General features: G+C 56.9%; 17 protein-coding genes. 6 read left to right on the top strand and 11 right to left on the bottom strand.

The features are described 5' to 3' along the window. Together AB8818_RS03285 and AB8818_RS03290 are read left to right on the top strand one after the other, a co-directional pair. Nucleotides 1-2,982 carry a virulence factor SrfB gene (locus AB8818_RS03285; protein ID WP_371199762.1) on the top strand — a complete coding sequence of 994 codons (2,982 nt, stop codon included), beginning with the start codon at nucleotides 1-3 and terminating at the stop codon, nucleotides 2,980-2,982. Then, nucleotides 2,979-5,153 carry a virulence factor SrfC family protein gene (locus tag AB8818_RS03290; protein ID WP_116339621.1) on the top strand — a complete coding sequence of 725 codons (2,175 nt, stop codon included), beginning with the start codon at nucleotides 2,979-2,981 and terminating at the stop codon, nucleotides 5,151-5,153. Before AB8818_RS03285 ends, AB8818_RS03290 begins: the two co-directional genes overlap by 4 nt. 71 nt (nucleotides 5,154-5,224) lie before the next feature. Here the strand turns inward: AB8818_RS03290 and AB8818_RS03295 are convergent, their stop codons facing one another. The 10 genes from AB8818_RS03295 to AB8818_RS03340 form a co-directional block, all read right to left on the bottom strand. Further along, nucleotides 5,225-5,980 carry an alpha/beta fold hydrolase gene (locus AB8818_RS03295; protein WP_116339619.1) on the bottom strand — a complete coding sequence of 252 codons (756 nt, stop codon included), beginning with the start codon at nucleotides 5,978-5,980 and terminating at the stop codon, nucleotides 5,225-5,227. An 86-nt stretch (nucleotides 5,981-6,066) separates the two neighbouring features. Beyond that, complete coding sequence (locus tag AB8818_RS03300; protein WP_013096478.1) at nucleotides 6,067-6,240, bottom strand: GhoT/OrtT family toxin; 174 nt, start codon at nucleotides 6,238-6,240, stop codon at nucleotides 6,067-6,069. Between the two features lie 197 nt (nucleotides 6,241-6,437). After that, nucleotides 6,438-10,124 carry an autotransporter domain-containing protein gene (locus tag AB8818_RS03305; protein ID WP_371199763.1) on the bottom strand — a complete coding sequence of 1,229 codons (3,687 nt, stop codon included), beginning with the start codon at nucleotides 10,122-10,124 and terminating at the stop codon, nucleotides 6,438-6,440. Nucleotides 10,125-10,309: 185 nt separating this feature from the next. Beyond that, nucleotides 10,310-11,734: an aminobutyraldehyde dehydrogenase gene (gene patD / locus AB8818_RS03310; protein WP_192982077.1), complete on the bottom strand. Its 1,425-nt coding sequence runs from the start codon at nucleotides 11,732-11,734 to the stop codon at nucleotides 10,310-10,312. A gap of 24 nt (nucleotides 11,735-11,758) precedes the next feature. Then, on the bottom strand, nucleotides 11,759-12,565 hold the full coding sequence (locus tag AB8818_RS03315) for an ABC transporter permease (RefSeq protein ID WP_371199764.1): 807 nt from the start codon (nucleotides 12,563-12,565) through the stop codon (nucleotides 11,759-11,761). Then, on the bottom strand, nucleotides 12,555-13,499 hold the full coding sequence (locus tag AB8818_RS03320; RefSeq protein ID WP_233003372.1) for an ABC transporter permease: 945 nt from the start codon (nucleotides 13,497-13,499) through the stop codon (nucleotides 12,555-12,557). The genes AB8818_RS03315 and AB8818_RS03320 overlap by 11 nt, the downstream gene beginning before the upstream one ends. A 1-nt stretch (nucleotide 13,500) precedes the next feature. Further along, nucleotides 13,501-14,514 (bottom strand): ABC transporter ATP-binding protein, encoded by a 1,014-nt coding sequence (locus AB8818_RS03325; protein WP_371199765.1) that lies wholly within the window; start codon nucleotides 14,512-14,514, stop codon nucleotides 13,501-13,503. Between the two features lie 17 nt (nucleotides 14,515-14,531). Then, nucleotides 14,532-15,677, bottom strand: a complete 1,146-nt coding sequence (ydcS, locus tag AB8818_RS03330; protein ID WP_163329587.1) for a putative ABC transporter substrate-binding protein YdcS — start codon at nucleotides 15,675-15,677, stop codon at nucleotides 14,532-14,534. Between the two features lie 271 nt (nucleotides 15,678-15,948). Further along, on the bottom strand, nucleotides 15,949-17,358 hold the full coding sequence (locus AB8818_RS03335) for a PLP-dependent aminotransferase family protein (RefSeq protein ID WP_116339607.1): 1,410 nt from the start codon (nucleotides 17,356-17,358) through the stop codon (nucleotides 15,949-15,951). 82 nt (nucleotides 17,359-17,440) lie between these two features. Then, nucleotides 17,441-17,629 (bottom strand): hypothetical protein, encoded by a 189-nt coding sequence (locus tag AB8818_RS03340; protein ID WP_058654517.1) that lies wholly within the window; start codon nucleotides 17,627-17,629, stop codon nucleotides 17,441-17,443. Nucleotides 17,630-18,020: 391 nt separating this feature from the next. Here AB8818_RS03340 and AB8818_RS03345 point away from each other — a divergent pair, with 391 nt between their 5' ends. From AB8818_RS03345 to hslJ, 4 genes are all read left to right on the top strand, one after another. Next, nucleotides 18,021-19,421, top strand: a complete 1,401-nt coding sequence (locus AB8818_RS03345; protein WP_116339604.1) for a cytochrome ubiquinol oxidase subunit I — start codon at nucleotides 18,021-18,023, stop codon at nucleotides 19,419-19,421. Further along, nucleotides 19,421-20,431, top strand: a complete 1,011-nt coding sequence (gene cydB / locus AB8818_RS03350) for a cytochrome d ubiquinol oxidase subunit II (RefSeq protein WP_116339602.1) — start codon at nucleotides 19,421-19,423, stop codon at nucleotides 20,429-20,431. Before AB8818_RS03345 ends, cydB begins: the two co-directional genes overlap by 1 nt. Then, nucleotides 20,431-20,559 carry a DUF2474 domain-containing protein gene (locus AB8818_RS03355; RefSeq protein ID WP_008501283.1) on the top strand — a complete coding sequence of 43 codons (129 nt, stop codon included), beginning with the start codon at nucleotides 20,431-20,433 and terminating at the stop codon, nucleotides 20,557-20,559. Before cydB ends, AB8818_RS03355 begins: the two co-directional genes overlap by 1 nt. Nucleotides 20,560-20,685: 126 nt before the next feature. Further along, entirely contained in the window at nucleotides 20,686-21,123 is a 438-nt protein-coding gene (gene hslJ, locus AB8818_RS03360; protein ID WP_116339600.1) for a heat shock protein HslJ, read from the top strand. On the opposite strand, the gene AB8818_RS03365 is transcribed toward hslJ, so the two are convergent. Then, nucleotides 21,124-21,390, bottom strand: a complete 267-nt coding sequence (locus AB8818_RS03365; RefSeq protein WP_028013313.1) for a DUF333 domain-containing protein — start codon at nucleotides 21,388-21,390, stop codon at nucleotides 21,124-21,126. It abuts the gene before it with no gap. Nucleotides 21,391-21,458 lie beyond the last annotated feature (68 nt).

Below are 21,458 nucleotides of genomic sequence, written 5' to 3' on the forward strand. Positions count from 1 at the left end.
ATGCTGGTAAATCTTTGCGACTATAAACAAAGCGTCTCGCTTATTGCCAACAGCGGCGTGCAGTTCCTGGATTTCGGTCTGACGCCACAGGACACCGCCAGCAACGGACGCTTCGTACGTAAAACCGCGAACGGCCCCCTTTTGCGACTCGATTTCGACCTTGTGAACGGGCGCTATACCCTGCCGGGGACGAACGGCGGGCAGCCTGAAGTGGTTAAACCGGAAACGACGATCCCGCTGCATCAGTCCCTTGCCGTGCTTGACGGCGTCTGGCTTCCCGTTCCCTTCCTGCGCTTTAACCCACCGCGGACCTTTGTGGAAGGACCGGATAACTGGGCGCGCGTTCAGGTGCGCAAGCTCGATAAGCCCGACACGGCAGGCAACACGCACCGCGTCACCCTCGCGCTCGACAGCCAGATCGCGGAACATGCCACCTCCGCCCTGTCGCCGGTTGAAAACGATATTCTGAACGGAACCCGCTTTGCGCTGGCCTGGCGGGATAATGAGGTTGAAAGCTTCCTCGACCAGACCTGGATTGACGGCTGGCTGCGCGAGGCGTTTACCCAGTATGCCGACGGCGTTGAAAACCGCTCTGAACGAGACCTGCATCAGGCGATGCGCAGTTTTGAATATCAGGCCCACTGGCTCAACCTGCTGACCATGCTCGGTGAACAGCTCACCGTGCCGGAAGTGAAATTTGTCACCCATACGCTCAGCACGCCTGCCATTCCGGTCGACCTGATCCTCGACGTGGGCAACACCCATACCTGCGGCGTGATTATTGAAGACCACGGTGATGCAAACGATGGGCTTCGGCAGACCGCCGAGCTGCAGGTTCGTTCGTTAAGCGAGCCGCAGTTCCTCAACGAGCCCCTGTTCACCAGCCGTCTTGAGTTCTCCGAAGCGCGCTTTGGTAAACAGCACTTCTCGGTGGAAAGCGGTCGCGAAGATGCGTTTGTCTGGCCGTCGATTGTTCGCGTGGGTGATGAAGCCCGCAAGCTGGCGATGCAGCGTCTGGGAACCGAAGGTAACAGCGGCATCTCCAGCCCGCGTCGCTACCTGTGGGATGAAACGCCGGTCGTGCAGGACTGGCGCTTTAGCCAGATGAACGGCAAAACCCAGCGTGAACCGCTCGCCACGGCGTTTCCGCTGATGAACCTGATGAACGATGATGGTGAACCGCTGTTTACGCTACCGCAGGACGAACGGCTGCCGGTCTTTTCGCCGCAGTACAGCCGCAGCACGCTGATGACGCACATGCTGTGCGAGCTGCTGGCGCAGGCGCTGGGTCAGATCAACAGCGTCGCCACGCGCCTGCGGCTGGGCTTCCCGGCCTCGCCGCGCCAGCTGCGCACGCTGATACTGACCCTGCCCTCGGCTATGCCGAAGCAGGAGCGCGAGATTTTCCGTCGCCGCATGTTTGAAGCCATTGCCATCGTCTGGAAAGCGATGGGCTGGCACCCGCAGGATGAAGATTTTGCCACCCGCAAGCAGCAGGAAAAAAGCGTGGTGCCGGTCCCTGAGATCCAGATGGAGTGGGATGAAGCCAGCTGTGGTCAGCTGGTCTGGCTTTATAACGAAGCGATCTCCCGTTTTGGCGGCCAGACGGAAGCCTTTTTCGCCTCCCTCGCCCGCACGGATCGTGACCCCGAGCCGGGGGTGCAGCCGGGCCGCGCATTACGCGTCGCCTCTATCGACATCGGCGGCGGCACCACGGATATGGCGATCACCCACTACCAGCTTGATGACGGCTCCGGTAATAACGTCAAAATTACCCCGCAGCTGCTGTTCCGCGAAGGGTTTAAAGTGGCGGGCGACGATACCCTGCTGGACGTGATTCAGCGCTATGTCCTGCCCGCCCTGCAAACGCAGCTGCAGAAATCCGGCATTGCGGACGCCTCGCTGCTGATGGCGTCGCTGTTCGGCGACTCCGGACGTATTGATACCCAGGCGGTACTGCGCCAGCAAACGGCGCTTCAGCTCTTTATGCCAATTGGCCACGCCATTCTTTCTGCGTGGGAAGCCAGCGACGTTGACGATCCGCTGGCGGGCCTGCATGCCACCTTCGGCGATCTGCTGCCGCAGAAGCCGACCCGCAACGTGATGAATTATCTCCAGCAGGCGATCGATCATGCCCTGCCGGCGGGCTCAGAAGCCTTCGACCTGTTCGCCGTGCCGCTGCACGTGAATTTCCGCGAAATGCAGGATGCAATGCTGGCCGGTCAGTTTACGCTGACCTCGCCGCTCCACGCTGTGTGTGAAGCGATTTCCCATTACAGCTGCGATATTCTGCTGATCACCGGGCGTCCAGGCTGCCTGCCGGGCGTTCAGGCGCTGATTCGTCACCTGCAGCCGGTGCCGGTTAATCGCATCGTCTGGCTGGATAAATACCAGGTGCACGAGTGGTATCCGTTCAGCCAGCAGGGGCGCATAGGCAACCCGAAATCGACCGCCGCAGTGGGGGCCATGCTCTGCAGCCTGGCGCTCGATTTGCGTCTGCCGCGCTTCAACTTTAAAGCCGCGGACATTGGCGCGTATTCCACCGTGCGTTATCTCGGCGTGCTGGATAACACCGTCAATACTCTGCGCGAGGAAAACGTCTGGTATCAGGATATCGACCTGGATAAGCCGGGCGCGAAGCTCGACGCGCGTCTGCACTTCCCGCTGCGCGGCAACGTCACCCTCGGCTTCCGCCAGCTGGCAAACGCGCGCTGGCCCGCTACGCCGCTTTATACGCTCAGCATCAACTCGGCTGAACTGGCAAAAGCGATTGCCGGCGACGGCGTGTTGAACGTGCGGCTTAAGCTCTGCGGCGGCAGCAAGCAGGAGGGCCCGGAGGCCTTCGAGCTGAGCGATGCCTGGCTACAGGACGGCACGCCGGTAGCGCCTGACGCGTTAACCTTCAAACTGAATACTCTGGCCGATCGCCGACACAGCGGCAGCCATTATTGGATCGACAGCGGGAGCGTATACCTGAAATGACAGCGACGACGACCACCACTCAGGCCTTAATCGAGTGGATTAACGAGACGCGCCTGAACGCCCCTGTGCTGGATAACGATGCTGACGCCCTGCTTGCTCGCATCAACACGGCGCAGGCGCGGGAGCAGGCCATTGAACGCGCCCTGACCCGCCGTAGCAGCATTGGGCTTTACGGTCATTCTCAGAGCGCCAAAGCACACCTGCTGCTGTCGCTGTGCGGCAGCGGTAACGGGCGCCTGAACGTGACGCCGGGCCAGCGCACCTTTGACTATTTTTCGCATATCAATCCGGGACATGCCCTGACCAACATGGCCGTGCGCTTCACCCGCGACATCCCGGAGGTAGCGGATGAGGCGTTTCCGCTGCGTCTGAGCCTCGTCACCGAGGCCGAACTGGTACAGCTGTTTATTGCCCGCACGACGCTGCACCCGCAGATGTGCGCGGTGGATAAATCGGTCATTGAGACGCGTCTGGAGAAATGGCGCGGCCTGCGCCAGCCGCAGGGCGTTCCCGGCATCACCGCTCAGGAAGTGGGTGCGATTGCCCGCTTCTGGCAAAGCACCGTACCCGCCGCGAAACAGCAAATTGACGATGCCCTGTGGCATGAGTTTGCCCAGCTGGTGCCATCGCTCGATCTCAGCACCCGCGCCAGCGTCTGGTCGCTGCTGTGGGGCGAGCAGCAGGAGTTAACCCAGCAGTGGCTGAAGCTTGCCCACGTGCTGCATCAGACCAGCCATGCCAGCGAGCTGGCTGCGCCGCTGAGCCTGCTGGTGGACAGCTTTGGCCTGCCCGGCGAAGGCTTCCTGACGCACGGCACCTTAACCCAGCAGGAGGCTCAGGAGACGCTGCTGCATCCGCTGAACAACGGTGAAATGCTCAACGCCATCAGCATCCCGGTCGACGTGCTTGCCTTCCTGACCCGCGAGCTGGCCTTGCCGGTTGAGAACGGAGCGCTGGATAATGTTGATATCATTGACATTCCGGTCTTTGAAGACCGCAGTGCCGATCCTTTAGTACAGGCTAAATGCCAGTGGTTGCTTGAACATTACCGCCAGCAGCTCCAGCCGGATGTGCTGGTGATCTGCAATGCGACGGCGCAGCACGAGCAGACTGCCCAAAAAGCAAAATTGTTAACTAACTGGGTAAAAGAGACCCAGCCTGCCGAGGAGTCTGCCCTGCCGGGTCTGGTGTGGGCGATCACCCCGCATGACGCTCGCTTCACCACCCGACAGAATCTCGATGAAGCCGTACAGCATCTGCTTGGCAAGCCTGGCCTGCGCTGGGGAACACTGCAGGCGCTGGACAGCCACAGCATGCAGCGCGTCATTGAGTGGTTGTCTCAGGCTACGCTACCCGCACAGCGGCAGAAGCGTCTCGGCACGCTGAAAAACCTGCTGCGGCAGGAGATCGCGTCGCTGATGCAAAGCTACCTGGCGCCGCTGGTTGAGGAACCGGGTACGCGACGCGCTCAGGCCGAAAACATGGTGCGCACGCTGCAAAGCAGCGCTGCCCGTCACGGCGAGCTGCTTGAGGGCCTGCTCCCGCCGCTGAAAGCCTTTGAAACGCTGCTCGCCGTTCAGCAGCCGCGCGAGGAGCAGGTGAACGGACTGTTTACGGACACCATCGATCTGTTCGCTGATAACGCCCAGGAAAGCGCAGGACGGTTCCAGACAAAAGACAACGCGCGTCTGGCGCACAAAGTATGGATAAATCATCTGCGCCAGTGGAGCCGCAATGAAGCTACGGCCGCCCGTCTTGGGCTGGAGCCTGCGGTACTGCAGCAAATCGCGGATGTACTGGTGGTAACCAGCTATCGGCTTAATCTGCCGCAACAGCTTCAGCGAATTGTCGAAGCGGATAAAAGCAGCGCGGCGCAGCTGCACGCCGTGATGGGGAATTTCGTTGGCTGGCTGGGTTACGATCAGTCACCTGCAGCAGAGCGCCCAGCAAGCCGCATCCGCAAAGGTCAGGCAATCTTTGTTACGCCCGTCGTCAGCAGTGACGCACCGCGCCTGACGCGCCTGGGGGAACAGCCGGTCCATGCAGCCACCGCGTACGTTTACGACTGGCTGGTCGCACTCTATAGCCGGGCAATAGAGAATATTGATTATCAGCATCCGCATGATGTTCAGCCTGACGCACGTCGGACACTACGGACTTTAATCATGTAACCGCCTTTTTTGCCGGGTGGCGCTGCGCTTACCCGGCCAACATTCCGCAACGATAATAAACTGCACAATAATCACGCCGCCATACACTCGGCTAACGTCTTTGCCAGTGCGGACGGGTTTTCCCACGACATGGAATGCCCCGCCGCAGGGATAATTTTTACCTCAACGCCCTTCTGCTTCAGATTGTCTACATTATCATCCGGCAGTGAGAGCTCACCGAAAATCAACGTTACCGGGCAAGGCAGCGACAAAAATTGGGTTTCCCAGTCCGGCTCAACGCCCGCCACCAGGCTCGATGCGCCCCGCCAGACGGCATATGACGCGTTACTCTTCAGGCACCCTGCCCATGCGGTGGTTTCTGCGCCGAGCATGGCGTTATAGCCCTGTTCCAGAAACTGTTGTTCAGTTTGCGCTGCGATAGATCGGCTGAACATGCCCCCGCCCGCATGAAAATTGGGCTCTGACACCATCAATCCCTTTATGCGTGCTGCCAGCAGCCCCGCCGTTTCGATAGCAATACTGCCGCCCATGCTGTGGCCATATAGCCAAAAGGCATCCAGCTGAAGATGGTCAATCAGTTCCGCCACAACGCGTGCCTGGTCGGTGGTTTTATAGCTGTAATGGTCAGGTTTATCGCTGTAACCGCTGCCGGGCAAATCGATGAGAATCGCTCTGCGCGCGCCAAACAGCGGGTCACAAACGACGCGGGGATATTCATAGGAAGAGGCGCAGCCCAATCCGTGGATGAAGACTACGGGATCGCCAGAGCCGGGCAAATCATGCCAGCGCACGATGCAACCCGCATGCTGCGAGTAAAAACTGTTCATAAGCACTCCTTTTACGATGCACTGTTTATTTATACAGTCATCATAACCGGAATGCCATATTCATCGTTTAAAAATGGAAGGATGCTTCAGAAAAGCGAGACCAGCAGCGCAACGGGGAAACTCATCGGCCAGGTCGACCCTACCAGAAACGCGCTAAGCAGGCGAATGCGCTTGCGATCTTTAGAAAGGAACCAGGTAATTAATGCGCAGATGGAAGCCATGATTGCGTAAAAAACCAACATCTTTTGATACAACGTCATTCTGTATACCAGAGCCGAAAAAATAACCGCACGCAATATGCGTCATATGTTGACACAGATCAAGTTTTTTCGTTACAGAATAACCACTTAAATATTATGGCTAATAACAATTGAGTATATTTCGCTACAACTTATGAAAATGCCCATGAGGATCGTTCATGGGCATGCGTAAAATAATGAGAGCGGCAGCCGTCAGGTTACCAGGTCCCTCTCACGCCTATCGAGGCTCCCAGACTGTACTCTGTATTATCAAAGCGCGGCGTCCAGTTCGCAGAAGTATAGACAGCAAGCGTTTTGTTGAGATCGAGGCTGCCCCCGACCTTCACATCAGCAAAGCCGCCACGCGTCCGGGTGGTAATCGTTTCGGTTTTCTCCGTCATCACAAACTCCGTCTTCGATTTACCCATAAATTCTTGGCCGGCACCGGCATCCAGCCAGACAGAATATTTGAGATTGTTCACCAATCCGATATTGCTGACCCGAATCCCTGCGGAACCCTGCAGTGACTGGAAATTATTGAAACGGATCTCGGTCAGGCCATCATTGGCATCATTCAGGTTTTCATACTGATAGGTTACTCTCGCATGCGGCTCTACTTTTATGCTCCCTGTCTCGTACACCGGGAATCCACCTTCAAGAGATGTCGCAAGAGCGAACCCTTCTGTATCGTAACGGGTATTGTCTTCGGCCTGGTTACGTGCTTTTAACCATGAACCCTGGAATAACATATCCGTCCAGGCATCATTATGATGAACATGGGTAAAATAGGAGCCGAGGGTGTAAGCATCCAGGCGGCTTAGCCCCGCCTCGCTATCGTCATAATCCGTCACGTGACTTCTGCTGTTGCCGATCGTGGCATACAGACCGGCGTAATTGCGGTTACCCGTATCATCAACATTGCGCCAGATATCATTCCCGAACTGAATGGCGTTAATGTGTTGATCATACTTTGCCCCGGCATCGCCGTAGATACCCTTCCCATCACCTTTATGCGTAATGTTGTCGTTGATATAACGTCCCCAGGCCCGTGATTCTCTGGCACACCACAGCGTAAGATCCTCCTCACAGGGCATAGATGCTGTCGGTGTTACATCACTGTTGTTCAGACCATAAAAACCGGTACGTTCATAAAAGTTACTCATCATCGCCATATTAGTCCCTGCGACAATCAGCGGCGTGGCTGCCGCCACCGAGACACCCGGACGCCATACCGGCGTACCGGGATTTGGCGAACCAGGGTTTTGCGAATCCGGGTTTGGCGAACCGGGTTGATCAGAGGTGAGATACCAGTTATCAGCCGCACTGCCATCACTGGCGCCACGCAGCAGGGAGTAGCGATACGCCCCGCCATAAACAGGGCTGCTCAGCCGGAAAGCATCGGCAGCAGTCGTTCCGTTATTGGTGGTCTCCACCAGCAGAATACCGTTCCCTTGCGTTGGTGCCCCCGTATTGCTGACATTATTAACCGCCAGGTTAGTACTCCCGGTTGCAGCGCCACCGTTTACAATAATGCGATCCGCTGTTCCGTTGCTGAGATCGGCATTCAGGCCGACCGTCCCGTTCTGCCCATTGAGATTTTTTACCGTGAGGGTGTTAGGTGTGAAAGTGCCACCTGTCGCGCCCGGGAAATTAATATTTCCGGCAAGCGTCAGCGTATCCAGAACGTTCTGTCCCGCGGTACCGGTGACATTCCAGGTCGAGCCGCTTTCAATATTCATATCCAGTGGATCAACCCAACCCGTGAGGGTGGCATTGTTCTTCAGGTTCAGTATCGAGCCACTCTGGCCTGTCACATTGGTCGTTGCCGTGTTGCCCGAAAATGTCAGCGTCCCGGCATCAATATAGGTTCCGCCCGTCAGGCTGTATAAGCCGGAAAGTATCAGCTCCCCGCTTCCCTGTTTTCTCAACGTTCCTGAACCGCCGATCGCGCCATCTAGCGTGAGAGCATCACTACGGTTCACCACCAGCGCACTGTTATTCGTCACATCACCTTTGATGCTCCCTTGCGTTCCACCATCACCCAGTTGCACTGTCCCATGGTTAATCAGGGTTCCCCCCGTCCAGGTGTTATCACCCGTCAGGATGGTAGTGCCTGCGCCTTCATTGCGGAATTGCCCCGTGCCAGTAATGACATTGTTTAGCTGCTGGACAGCGTTATTATTCAGCGTGAGCGTACCGTTATTGATGATATTACCGGCAATCGTTCCCGGGTTATCACCATTGCCAAGTTGCAACGTACCTTCGCTGATCGCTGTACCACCGGTATAGGAATGTGTACCCGTCAGGGTGAGTATTCCGCTGCCGGTCTTTGTTAAACCTCCATCGCCCGTCAGGACAGATGAAATAAGGATTGCATTGCCGCTGGTATCAATGGTGCCACCACCGCCACTCAGGGTTATGCCATCGGTCGCGGTAAGTGCCGCCGCGCCAGCATAGCGCAGGGTACCGTTATCCAGCGTCAGGTTGCTGAGCCTGGAATCCTCCGTGACGTTCCAGGAAGAGCCACTGCCGAGCGTCAGATTTGTCGTGCCGCCTTCTGCCGTCTGCACTCGCCCGGTTAACTGTGAATTATTGTCCGCCACCACGCGGGTTGTGCCCGTGCCAGCGGCGTTAATCACTGCCCCATTATCAGCGCTGAGACGGGTGTTTATCAGCGTAATGGTCGCATCCCCGGCGGTAACCAGCACACCATCTTTATTGCTGCTCAGGACTGAATCGACAAAGGAAAAGCGGTTTTCTCCAGCGGCAGCGCTGTTATCAGCGCGAATAACGGCGGCGGCATCTGTACCCTCCACCGCGAGCTGGCTTTGATTCAGTGACAGATTTCCAAGCCCCGCCCCCCAGACACCCCATGCAGTATCTGCCGTGAGTGTGCCGATTGAGGCCCCTGAAAGGGTAACCGTCCCGTTTCTGTCGGCCCTGACGAGATAGCCGGAAGCGGCCTGCGCATTCAGGTCTGCATTCCCGGTGATGTTAATTGTCCCGGATTGGGTTGCCCAGAGACCGTTTGCCGCCCCACCGTCAGAGCGGATCTGTAAATTCATATCGTTTAATTGTACCCGGGCAGCATCTTCGCCCGACAGACTGGCACCGGCTACCACGCCAAAAAAGTTTCCGCTTCCGTCGTAATTTAAATTCGTCGTTCCGCTGCCCGTAATGCTGCTGCTGAATTGCGAGACAATACCGAAGGAGGTGCCCGATGCCGGGTTTTCACCCGTACCCGCATTCAGTTCAGCATTTTCCATCGTTATATGGGCGCCAGCGTTAGCCGATAACAGGGCACCACTGTTAGCCCCGGCATTAGTGACCCGGTAATCCCCCGTTAATTCCACATCGCTATGCCAGTTAGCACTAATACCCGGGCTATCTATTCCCCCAAGAACCATATCGCTTGTATTTATGGACAAATCTCTGGCCTTAAACTGCGGGCGAGGGTCATTCGCGTCTGTCGATCCATTTAGCAGGATCCCAAGAGCTTTACCGGAAGCGCTGATGGTGGTTCCGGTTCCAAGATTTACGTCCGAGCCACTGTTTATAATAATCACATTATTATTTAATCCATCAGCCGTACCGGTGCCAGTCACGGTAATGGCGACTCCACCATCCGGTACCGAAACGCCCCCTCCATTTTCGGCGCGAATCGCGGACGCATCGCTGTCCGTCACGGTGATGGTGTCTCCGCTCAGGAACACTCTTGGTATATCCGGATCGTCGCTGATAACGGTATCCGTATAGTCCTCTGCCCGAACGTGGCTTGTCAGAGAAGCGGAAATAAGTAATGCAAGCAAACTCACTTTTATATGTAAACGAGGATTATATGTATTAGGTGCAGCAGAATGCGGGAACGTCTGAACAGGCGTTGCAGGACATATTAATGTATCCATGGTTTCACCGATAAGAGATATGATTCAATCTAATTTTTACCGAAGATTTCTGGATTTCAAGGAGAGTAAAATTATATTTTTAAATATACCTATAAAGCCCAGGGAAATTAACCTCCGTATTATTGACTGGTTTTCAAACGTGGCCGGAATAAATATAACGATTAACCCAGCCACGCCGTTATAAATTAATGTTTGATCATGACATGCCGCACGACCGTATAATCCTCAAGCCCGTACACCGACATATCTTTGCCGTAGCCGGATAACTTCATGCCGCCGTGCGGCATTTCGCTCACCAGCATAAAGTGGGTATTCACCCAGGTGCAGCCGTACTGCAGGCGCGCGCTCAGGCGATGGGCGCGGCCCACGTCTTTGGTCCAGACCGATGACGCAAGGCCGTACTGCGAATCGTTCGCCCAGGCCAGCACCTGCGCCTCGTCGTCAAATTCAGTAACGCTCACTACCGGGCCAAACACCTCTCGCTGAACAATGGCGTCGTCCTGCTTTGCCCCCGCCAGCAGGGTTGGCTGGAAGTAGTAGCCCGCCCCCTCTTTTTTGCTCCCGCCCGTGACAACGCGAATATGGCCGAGCGCTTTCGCCTCATCGACGGCCTGACAGACGCGTGAAAGATGGGCAGCCGAGCTGAGCGGTCCCAGTTCGGTAGAGGCATCGTCCGGGACACCCATTTTTAGGCTGGCAACCGCTGCGCCCAGCTTTTCCACCAGTTGGGCATAGATGCCCTTCTGAGCATAAATACGACAGGCCGCCGTACAATCCTGCCCGGCATTGTAGAAACCAAACGTCCGCACCCCTTCGACAACCGCATCCAGGTCGGCATCATCAAACACGATAACCGGCGCTTTACCACCCAGCTCCATATGGGTGCGTTTAATGGAGGACGCGGTATGGCCAATGATATGTTCCCCGGTAGCAATTGACCCGGTCAGTGAGACCATACGAACTTTCTCATGGCCGGTAAGCGGGTCGCCCACCGTTTTACCGCGACCAAACAGGACGTTCAGAACGCCTGCCGGGAAGATATCTTTTGCCATCTCTCCCAGCTTCAGCGCGGTCAGCGGTGTGATCTCTGAGGGCTTAATCACCACGCAGTTCCCTGCCGCCAGCGCGGGGGCCAGCTTCCAGGCCGCCATCATCAGCGGGTAGTTCCAGGGGGCAATAGAGGCAACCACGCCCACCGGATCGCGGCGGATCATAGACGTGTGCCCGTCAAGGTACTCACCGGCTGCCAGCCCGTTCAGACAGCGGGCGGCCCCGGCAAAGAAACGGAAAACGTCGACAACTGCCGGAATTTCATCGCCCAGCACGCAGTGCAGCGGCTTGCCGCAGTTGAGGGATTCGAGCCGGGCAAAGTCCTCCCCATGCGCTTCAATCGCATCCGCCAGCTTCAGCAGGCACTCGGCGCGGGTTTTCGGCGTGGTTTGCCCCCATGCCGCAAATGCACGGTCGGCAGCCTGAACCGCCGCGTCGACCTGTGCCGCAGACGCTTCAGCAATCTCCAGCAGCACCTCTCCGGTGGCCGGGTTATACACCGGCTGTTTTTCTCCCTCTCCGGTTACCAGCTTTCCCTCTATCAGCAGTTGTGTTTGCATAGCATTGTCCTGTTGAAATCACTGTTATTTCCCGCTGCCGGCGATGTTCTCGCCGTCGCGGGTTAGCCACCAGGCTCCCAGAATGGGGATAGTTGTCACCAGCATCACCAGCAGTGCTACGACGTTGGTGACCGGCACGTCGCGCGGACGCCCGAGCTGGTTGAGCAACCACAGCGGTAACGTGCGCTCGTGTCCCGCCGTAAACGTTGTGACGATTATCTCGTCAAACGACAGGGCAAACGCCAGCATTCCCCCGGCAAGCAGCGCGGAACCCAGATTGGGCAGCACCACATAGCGGAAGGTTTGCCATCCGTCGGCCCCGAGATCCATCGACGCTTCCACCAGGCTCCAGGAGGTGCGTCTGAACCGGGCAATCACGTTGTTAAACACCACCACCACGCAGAAGGTGGCGTGCCCAACCACGATGGTGAAAAATCCCGGTTCCAGGTTGATTGTTTTGAAGGCCGTCAGCAGCGCCAGGCCGGTGATGATCCCCGGTAACGCAATCGGCAGCAGCAGCAACAGCGAGATCGCGTTCTTACCAAAAAACTCGCTTCGCCACAGCGCCGCTGCAGCAAGCGTGCCAAGCACGAGGGCTATCGCGGTGGATAACGCTGCAATTTGAAGTGACAACGTCATGGATTCAATAATATCGCCGCGCCCCGCCGCCGCGCTAAACCACTTCAGCGTCAGCCCCTGCGGCGGAAAGCTGAAGGCCGCGTCTTCGGTATTAAAGGCATAGGTCGCGATAATCAGCAGCGGGAAGTGCAGGAAGATAACCCCTCCCCAGGCGGCCACTTTCAGGAACAGCGGTGCGCGTTCAGAGTGCATCGAATGCTCCCAGACGCTTCACGAACGCCAGATAGAGTGAAATCAGCACGATGGGCACCAGCGTGAACGCGGCGGCCATGGGCATATTGCCAATGGCCCCCTGCTGCGAGTAGACCATGTTACCGATGAAATAGCCCGGCGGGCCTACCAGCTGCGGAACGATGAAATCCCCCAGCGTCAGGGAAAAAGTGAATATTGAGCCTGCCGCAATACCCGGGATCGCCAGCGGCAGAACGACGTAGCGAAAGGTCTGGCGCGGGCGCGCGCCGAGGTCAGCTGAGGCCTGCAGCAGCGAGGCAGGCAGACGTTCCAGCGCCGCCTGGACCGGCAGGATCATAAACGGCAGCCAGATATAGACGAAGACCAGAAACCGTCCCAGCCCGGAGGTGGACAAGGTGTTGCCGCCAATCGCGGGTAGCGTAAGGATCGAGGTCAGGATCGGCTCCAGCCCCATATGATTAAGAAACCACTGCGCCACCCCGTCCTTCGCCAGCAGCAGCGTCCAGGCGTAGGCTTTGACGATGTAGCTTGCCCACATCGGCAGCATCACGGCGATATAGAAGAATGCTTTCCACCTGCCGCGGGTGTATCGCGCCATGTACCAGGCCATCGGGAATGCCAGGATGGCGCTGGCAATCGTCACCGCAATCGCCATCGTCAACGTGCGCAGGATAATGTCGTAGTTTGCAGGGTTGAAGAGCGCCTGGATGTTCGCCAGGGTCAGATCCGGCGTGACGGCCATGGTGAAATCGTCAAAGGTGTAAAACCCCTGCCACAGCAGGGTAAGAAGCGATCCCAGATAGACGATGCCAAACCACATTAGCGGCGCGAGCAGGAGCAGGAACAGGCCGAGCGACGGTTTACGCCAGAACAGAGCCGTCACGCGGCTTACGCGGCTGCGGGAGACGGGAGGATGCGCAACGCTCATAGCCATTTCACCTCTCCTCCTGCAGACGAATCATCGCCTCGCGTGACCACGACGCCGTGACCGCCTGCCCCGGCGCAATGCCGCTCAGCGGCGAGGTTTCACTGAGGTTGGCCTGGCTTACCAGCAGTTTGGCACCGTCGGCGAGCTTCAGCTCCAGCCGCGTGGCGGCCCCCTGATACTGAACGGCCTGCACGACGCCCTGAACCTGAACGTCTCCGCCCTCATTAAGGCGAATATGTTCCGGACGCAGGGAATAGCTGCCTTCCATGCCGCATATTTTCTGCGCCAGACCCGCATCGAAAACGTTAGAGGTGCCGACAAAACCGGCGACAAACGGCGTGCGCGGACGCATGTAGAGATCGCGCGGGGTATCCACCTGTTCGATGCGCCCGTTATTGAACACCGCCACCCGGTCTGACATGGAAAGGGCCTCGCCCTGGTCGTGGGTGACAAAAATAAAGGTGATACCGAGTTCCTGCTGAAGCTTCTTCAGCTCGAACTGCATCTGTTCCCGCAGCTTGAGATCGAGCGCGCCTAACGGCTCGTCGAGCAGCAGGACGCGCGGTTCATTCACCAGCGCCCGGGCAATGGCAACACGCTGGCGCTGGCCGCCGGAAAGCTGCGAAGGCTTGCGGGCGACGGCAAAGCTCAGGCCCACTTTTTCCAGCGCATCACGGGCCTGCGCATGGCGTTTTTTCTTGTCGATGCCTTTGACCATCAGCCCGTAGGCGACGTTATCGAGGATCGACATATGTGGGAACAGCGCGTAGTCCTGAAAGACGGTGTTCACGTCCCGCTCCCAGGGAGGCAGTTCGCTCGCCTCTTTGCCGAAGATAGAAATCGTGCCGCCTGACAGCTGCTCAAAGCCGGCAATCAGACGCAGGCAGGTGGTTTTGCCGGAGCCCGAAGGCCCCAGCATGGAGAAAAATTCCCCGTCACGAATCGCAATGGTGACCCCATCCACCGCCCGCACGTCGCCGTACAGTCGGGAAACATTGTTAAACTCTACTGCGTACGTCATGTTCAGCTCCCGGACGATTAACGGCCGCCCATAATGGCGATGTAATCCTGCGTCCAGCGACTGTAAGGTACATATTTACCGCCTTCCGCGATGGGGGTTTTCCAGAACATGATTTTGTCAAAATAGTTATAGCCATTGGTTTCGCAGCCCTTGTCGCCCAGCAGCGTGCTGGCCTTACATCCTTCAGCCACGACGGGCAGCGAGCCAAACCATGCCGCCAGATCGCCCTGCACTTTCGGCGTGAGCGACCAGTTCATCCATTTGTAGGCGCACATAGGGTGTTTTGCCTGCGCGTGCAGCATGGTGGTATCCGCCCAGCCGGTTACCCCCTCTTTCGGGAAGACGGTGGCAACGGGCTGGTTTTCAGCCTTCAGGGCATTCGCCTGATACGGCCAGGCGCTGGAGGCTACGACGCCTTCGTTTTTGAAGTCGCTCATCTGGACGGTGGTGTCATGCCAGTAGCGGTGGATCAGCGCATGCTGGTCGCGAAGCACCTTGAGCACGGCGGCATACTGTTGTTCAGTGAGCTGATACGGGTCGCTAATACCCAGCTGCGGCTGCGTGGCTTTAACGAACAGCGCGGCATCGGCGATATAAATCGGGCCGTCGTACGCCTGCACGCGTCCCTGATTGGTTTTACCGTCCGGCAGATCCTGTTTGGTAAAGACTACGCTCCAGCTGTCCGGCGGCGTCGGGAAGGTTTTGGTGTTGTACATCAGCAGGTTTGGCCCCCACTGATACGGCGTGCCATAGACCTTGCCGCCTACGTTAAACCACTCGCCCTTCACGATGCGTGGGTCGAGGGTTTTCCAGTTAGGGATAAGTTCGGGGTTAATCGGCTGAACGCGTTTGCCCATGATCAGGCGCAGGGAGGCGTCACCTGAGGCGGTGACCAGGTCATATCCGCCTTTTGCCATCAGGCTGACCATTTCATCGGACGTGGCCGCCGTTTTGACGTTGACCGCGCAGCCGGTCTCTTTTTCAAACTGGGTGACCCAGTCATAATTTTTATCCGTCTGTCCGCGTTCGATGTATCCCGGCCAGGCGATAATATCCAGTCGACCTTCCCCGTCGCCGATGGCCTTTGGTGGTTCTGCGGCTTGCGCGGTCATGATAGTCATGCCGAGCGCGCACAGGCTGCTGCGGGCAAATTTTTTGCTCATAAGGGTTACTCCTGTCGCAATGAAATTTAGCGGCAGCCGTGCCGTAAAAATATCTCCCTTATTAAACGTAGACCGCACGTATGCGCCGCACCGTTCGGCTTAAGGAAATTTCATCAAGGTGTGACCGAGGACGCATTCCCCGTTAACTGGATTATAGACAAGGAGTTAGACGCGAAGGCCGGTATGCAGATTTCATATGATACGGCACCGAAAAATATTCGCCGTGCCGTCGTCAGGATAAGAAATGATTATTTAAATAACGAGGGAAGGATTATTCCAGCATCGTGCTAATTAATTTACCTAACTGAATGACCGCCTGCTCTTCCCGCTCGCCCCATGCCCAGGACGTATTAAAGCGGAAGAACGGCGTCCACGCGTCAGAGGTGGAAAACATCTTTCCAGGCGCAATGCTGATGTGGTGCGTTAAGGCCTTTTCGCTGAGCAGGCCCGCGTCCAGCTGCGCCGGAAGTTCCAGCCATAAAAAGTAGCCGCTGTCGTTGTGGTGAATTTTGACGCCGGCAGGCATATGGCGCAGAAGTGACTGCCAGGCCTGCTGTTTCCGCTCGGCGAGCGTGCGTCGCAGGCGGCGCAGATGGGCGTCGTAGCGCTTGGTCGCCAGGTAGTCCACCAGCGCCAGCTGCATGGGAGAACTGGTTGATAAGGTGCTCATCAGCTGCAGCTGCTGAATGCGTCGCGCGTGTTTTCCTGCCGCCACCCAGCCGATGCGAAAACCGGCCACCAGGCATTTTGAAAAGGAGGAACAGTGCAGCGTCATCTCCTCCCGGTCCCAGGCTTTCGCCGGAAGGGGTTTTTCCCGGCCAAAATAGAGCTCGCTGTAGACATCGTCCTCGATCAGGGTGACGTTGTGCTTCGTCAGGAGCGCGACCAGACGCGCTTTTTTCTCTGCGCTCAGCGTAAAGCCAAGCGGGTTTTGGCCGTTAGTCATGAGCCAGCAGGCTTTTACCGGGTAGTCGTTCAGCGCCTGTTCCAGCGCATTCAGATCGATACCCTCCCGCACGTCTGTGGCGACCGACAACGCTTTTAGCTTAAGGCGCTCTAGCGCCTGCAGCGCGCCGTAGAAACAGGGGTTTTCGACAATCACCCAGTCTCCTGGCTCTGTCACCGCCTGCAAACTCAGGTTCAGGGCTTCAAGGGCGCCTGCGGTAATGACAATTTCGTCCGGCGAGATGTTCATCCCCTGCTGCGCGTAGCGGCGCGCAATGGCGTGACGGAGTTCAGCGTTACCGGGCGGCAGGTTCTCAATCACGCTCATTGCGGTAGCGGTTTTACTGACGTTTGCCAGTGAGCGGTTGAGCTGCTGAAGCGGGAAAAGTCGGGGGTCGGGAAAGGCGGAAGCGAAAGGAACAACGGACGGATCGCGGCTGGCCTGTAAGACCTCGAAGATATAGGTGTTGATATCTACCGCTTCATCACGCATCACCTGGGCAGGCGGCGCAGGCTGTTGTGCGGTCGGGCGCGAGGCAACGTAATAGCCCGACTGCGGCCTGGCGACAATGCGCCCCTGGCTTTCCAGCATCTGATACGCGTGGCCAACGGTCATAAAGCTCATGCCGCTGCTTGCCACCTGCTCTCGCAGGGAAGGCAGCTTATCGCCCGGCAGCCATACGCCAAGCTCAATCTGCGAGATAATTTGTTGCGCCAGACGCTGGTATTTTTTCATCAGATTCTCCTTATTGCCGACAGTGTATATCAGCAGGAGAAAAAGAGAAGATTTTGCTAACTGTTATAGTCTGGAAGATGAATTACTTACGGTATTCGGTCACGTGGCTCTGAGCAGAGCGTGCGGCGGCCAGGTGGTCGAGCGTAATCATCGGCGATTTGCAAAAAATGCATTTAGCGCCAAACGGGTTCTTCTCAGACACGTCAAAGGCTGAGGTACGGTACTGCGAACCATGGCAGCACGGGCAGCGAAAATGGATATAAGAAGTCATAGGATTCTCCTGAAACGTAAAAACGTAAATTACTAATGGGCCGATTGGGCATAATGGTTTTAAACAAAACTAATCGGAATGTAGATAAAGACCCAAGAGAGGCTGCGGAGAGGCACAACGTGATGAGAACTGCTTTATAAAACTACGTCAGATATTTATTTGGACTCAAAACCAGATGACCATTAACGCACGGCGGTGACGACATAGCAAGCAGTTTAATGCGTAAAAATCATAAAAAGAATATTTTTATTCCACAACTGCGAGGTATATCAGATGGCTAAAGGGTGAAATTTACGCTAACTGTTATGGTTAAAATTCGCTTTTCTGCGTCTGCTCCTCCGATCTTTGCCCCTATACCATAACAGCACACCGTTTGACATTGAGGCTGTGCATGTTTGGTTTAGATGCTTTTCACCTTGCACGGATACAGTTTGCCTTCACCGTATCCTTTCACATTATTTTCCCGGCCATCACCATCGGCCTGGCAAGCTATCTTGCCGTGCTCGAAGGGCTGTGGCTGAAAACAAAAAATCCGGTCTGGCGCTCGCTGTACCATTTCTGGTCGAAGATTTTCGCCGTCAACTTTGGCATGGGCGTGGTCTCCGGGCTGGTGATGGCCTACCAGTTTGGCACCAACTGGAGCGGCTTTTCACAGTTTGCGGGCAGCATTACCGGCCCGCTGCTGACCTATGAAGTGCTTACCGCCTTCTTCCTCGAGGCCGGGTTCCTCGGCGTGATGCTGTTCGGCTGGAATAAAGTGGGGCCAGGTCTGCACTTCTTCTCCACCTGCATGGTGGCGCTGGGCACGATTATCTCCACCTTCTGGATCCTCTCCTCGAACAGCTGGATGCAGACCCCGCAGGGCTACGAGATCGTCAATGGTCAGGTCGTGCCGGTGGACTGGTTCGCCGTGGTATTTAACCCCTCCTTCCCCTACCGCCTGCTGCATATGTCGATTGCGGCATTCCTGAGTAGCGCCCTGTTTGTCGGTGCATCCGCGGCATGGCACCTGCTGCGCGGGAATAATACCCCCGCCATCCGGGCGATGTTTTCGATGGCGCTGTGGATGACGCTGGTTGTCGCCCCCCTCCAGGCCCTGGTTGGCGATATGCACGGGTTGAACACCTTAAAGCACCAGCCCGCCAAGATTGCCGCCATTGAAGGCCATTGGGAAAACCCGCCGGGCGAGCCTACCCCCCTGCTGCTGTTTGGCTGGCCGGATATGGAGCAGGAGCGCACTCGCTTTGGACTGGCGATCCCGGCGCTGGGTAGTCTTATCCTGACGCACAGCCTGGATAAACAGGTCCCGGCGCTCAAAGAGTTTCCAAAGGAGGATCGTCCTAATTCCACCATCGTTTTCTGGTCGTTCCGCATTATGGCGGGCTTAGGGATGCTGATGCTGCTGCTTGGGGTAGCGGCGCTCTGGCTGCGTTATAAAAAGCGGGTTTATTCTTCACGTCCGTTCCTGTGGTTTGCGCTGCTGATGGGACCATCCGGGCTGATTGCCATTCTGGCCGGATGGGTCACCACCGAAGTGGGCCGCCAGCCGTGGGTGGTTTATGGGCTTCAGCGAACGAAGGATGCGGTTTCTGCCCATGGCGATCTGCATATGAGCGTGAGCCTGCTGGCCTTCTTCGTCGTCTACACCTCGGTATTCGGCGTGGGCTACAGCTATATGGTGCGCCTCATCCGTAAAGGGCCACAGCCGTATGAATCATTCGCCACCGAGGCCGACGGACGCCCGACGCGCCCGCTTTCTGCCGTCACAACTGAACAGAAGGAGCAGCCATAATGGGTATCGATCTTTCCATTATCTGGTTTGTCATCATCGTCTTTGCCACGCTGATGTATATCGTCATGGACGGGTTTGATCTGGGGATCGGTATTCTGTTCCCGGCAACGCAAAACGCCGACGATCGCGACGTGATGGTCAACAGCGTCGCGCCGGTCTGGGACGGCAATGAGACCTGGCTGGTGCTAGGCGGTGCTGCCCTGTTCGGCGCGTTTCCGCTGGCCTATGCGGTGATCGTTGATGCCCTCACTATTCCGCTGACGTTAATGCTGATCGGACTTATTTTTCGCGGTGTGGCATTTGAGTTTCGCTTTAAAGCCACGCCGGCCCACCGTCCTTTCTGGGATAAGGCGTTTATTGGCGGTTCCGTTCTGGCGACCTTTACCCAGGGCGTGACGGTGGGTGCCGTCATTAACGGCTTTACCGTGACTGGCAGGGCCTATACCGGCGGCCCCTTTGACTGGTTTACCGCATTCAGCCTGTTTTGCGGCGCGGGTCTGGTGGTGGCCTACGCGCTGTTAGGCTCGACCTGGCTGGTGATGAAAAGCGAAAACGCACTACAGCAGCGGATGCGTGAGGTGTCGAAAACGCTGTTAATCGTGCTGCTGGCGTTTATCGCGGCGATCAGCCTCTGGACGCCGCTGGCGCACCCGGCCATCGCAGCGCGCTGGTTTACGCTGCCGAATCTGTTTTATCTGCTGCCGGTCCCTGCCCTGGTCGTCATGTTTAGCCTCTACCAGTGGCGCTGCCTGAGTAATCCTGATAGCCATACTCGTCCGTTTATTCTGACGCTGGGGCTGATCTTCCTCGGCTTTAGCGGGCTTGGGATCAGCATCTGGCCGCATATCATACCGCCGTCAATCACCCTGTGGCAGGCCGCCGCCCCGACGCAAAGCCAGGGCTTTATGCTGGTGGGCGCTCTGTTGATCATTCCCGTCATTCTGGTCTACACCTTCTGGAGCTACTACGTCTTTCGCGGCAAAGTTCAGCCTGGGGAGGGTTATCACTGATGCAACAACCTGTCTGGAAAAGATTGCTGTGGCTGGCCATTATCTGGGGCGGCAGCGTACTGGCGCTGGCAGCGGTCAGTATGCTCTTCCGTATGCTGATGACGGCTGCCGGGTTTAAATCTCATTAAACTTCATTCCGGGCAGCCCTGCGTTGCCCGGCACCACCCCGCACTTTCAGATAAACCCCATTAACGCACCGCAGAGTATCGTTACACTGGTAAAAGATTCACAGAATTTATAATTTGAGAAGAAAAATGAAAAAGCTCATCGCGTTAAGTGTTATCAGCCTTGTCCTTAGCGGCTGCGTTAATCCTGGCAAAGCATCTGTTCAGCCGGATCAGCTGAAGAGCCACCGTTTTGTGCTGGAAAACGTGGACGGCAAAGCCGTGAAGGGGATGACCGCGCAGCCTGAGATCGCTTTTAACGCGCTTCCCGATATCAGCCTCGTTGATAACATTAGCGTTTCCGGGCAGATGTGTAACCGCTTCAACGGGCAGGGAAAGCTGTCCGAAGGTGAGCTAAAAGTTAAAACGCTGGCGATGACCCGCAAACTTTGTACCGAACCGCAGCTTAACGAGCTGGATCAGGCCATCGGCGACATGCTGCGCAAAGGGGCGCAGGTCGACCTGACTGAAGACCAGCTGACGCTGGCAACGGCCGATAAGACGCTGATGTTTAAGCGCGCGGAGTAATCAGTAGCTACCGCAGCTTCCAACGGCAAGCGACTGTTCACTGCAGCGTTTGCCGTTTGGCAAGGCGCACATCCCGATCGCCGAACCATCAAGCTGGCGGGCAACGGACAGCGAGCCGCCAATCATGGCACAGTTGGCCTGGCCTGAACTGGACATTGCCGCTTTCATTCCCGGCGCCACGTGGGCCGCCGTGGCCTGCTGAACAGGTTCACTGCTGCATGCCGACAACAATAACGCGGCACACCCTACCCAAAATGCTGAACGCATGCTCTCTTCCCCGTAAATAGTGCGAAACCTAAGCATAATAGGCATCACATCCCGTGTCGTCGAGAGCG

Origin of the sequence: Enterobacter sp. KB-280D8 (assembly GCF_041399405.1) — a bacterium.
Lineage (GTDB): Bacteria > Pseudomonadota > Gammaproteobacteria > Enterobacterales > Enterobacteriaceae > Enterobacter > Enterobacter cloacae_N.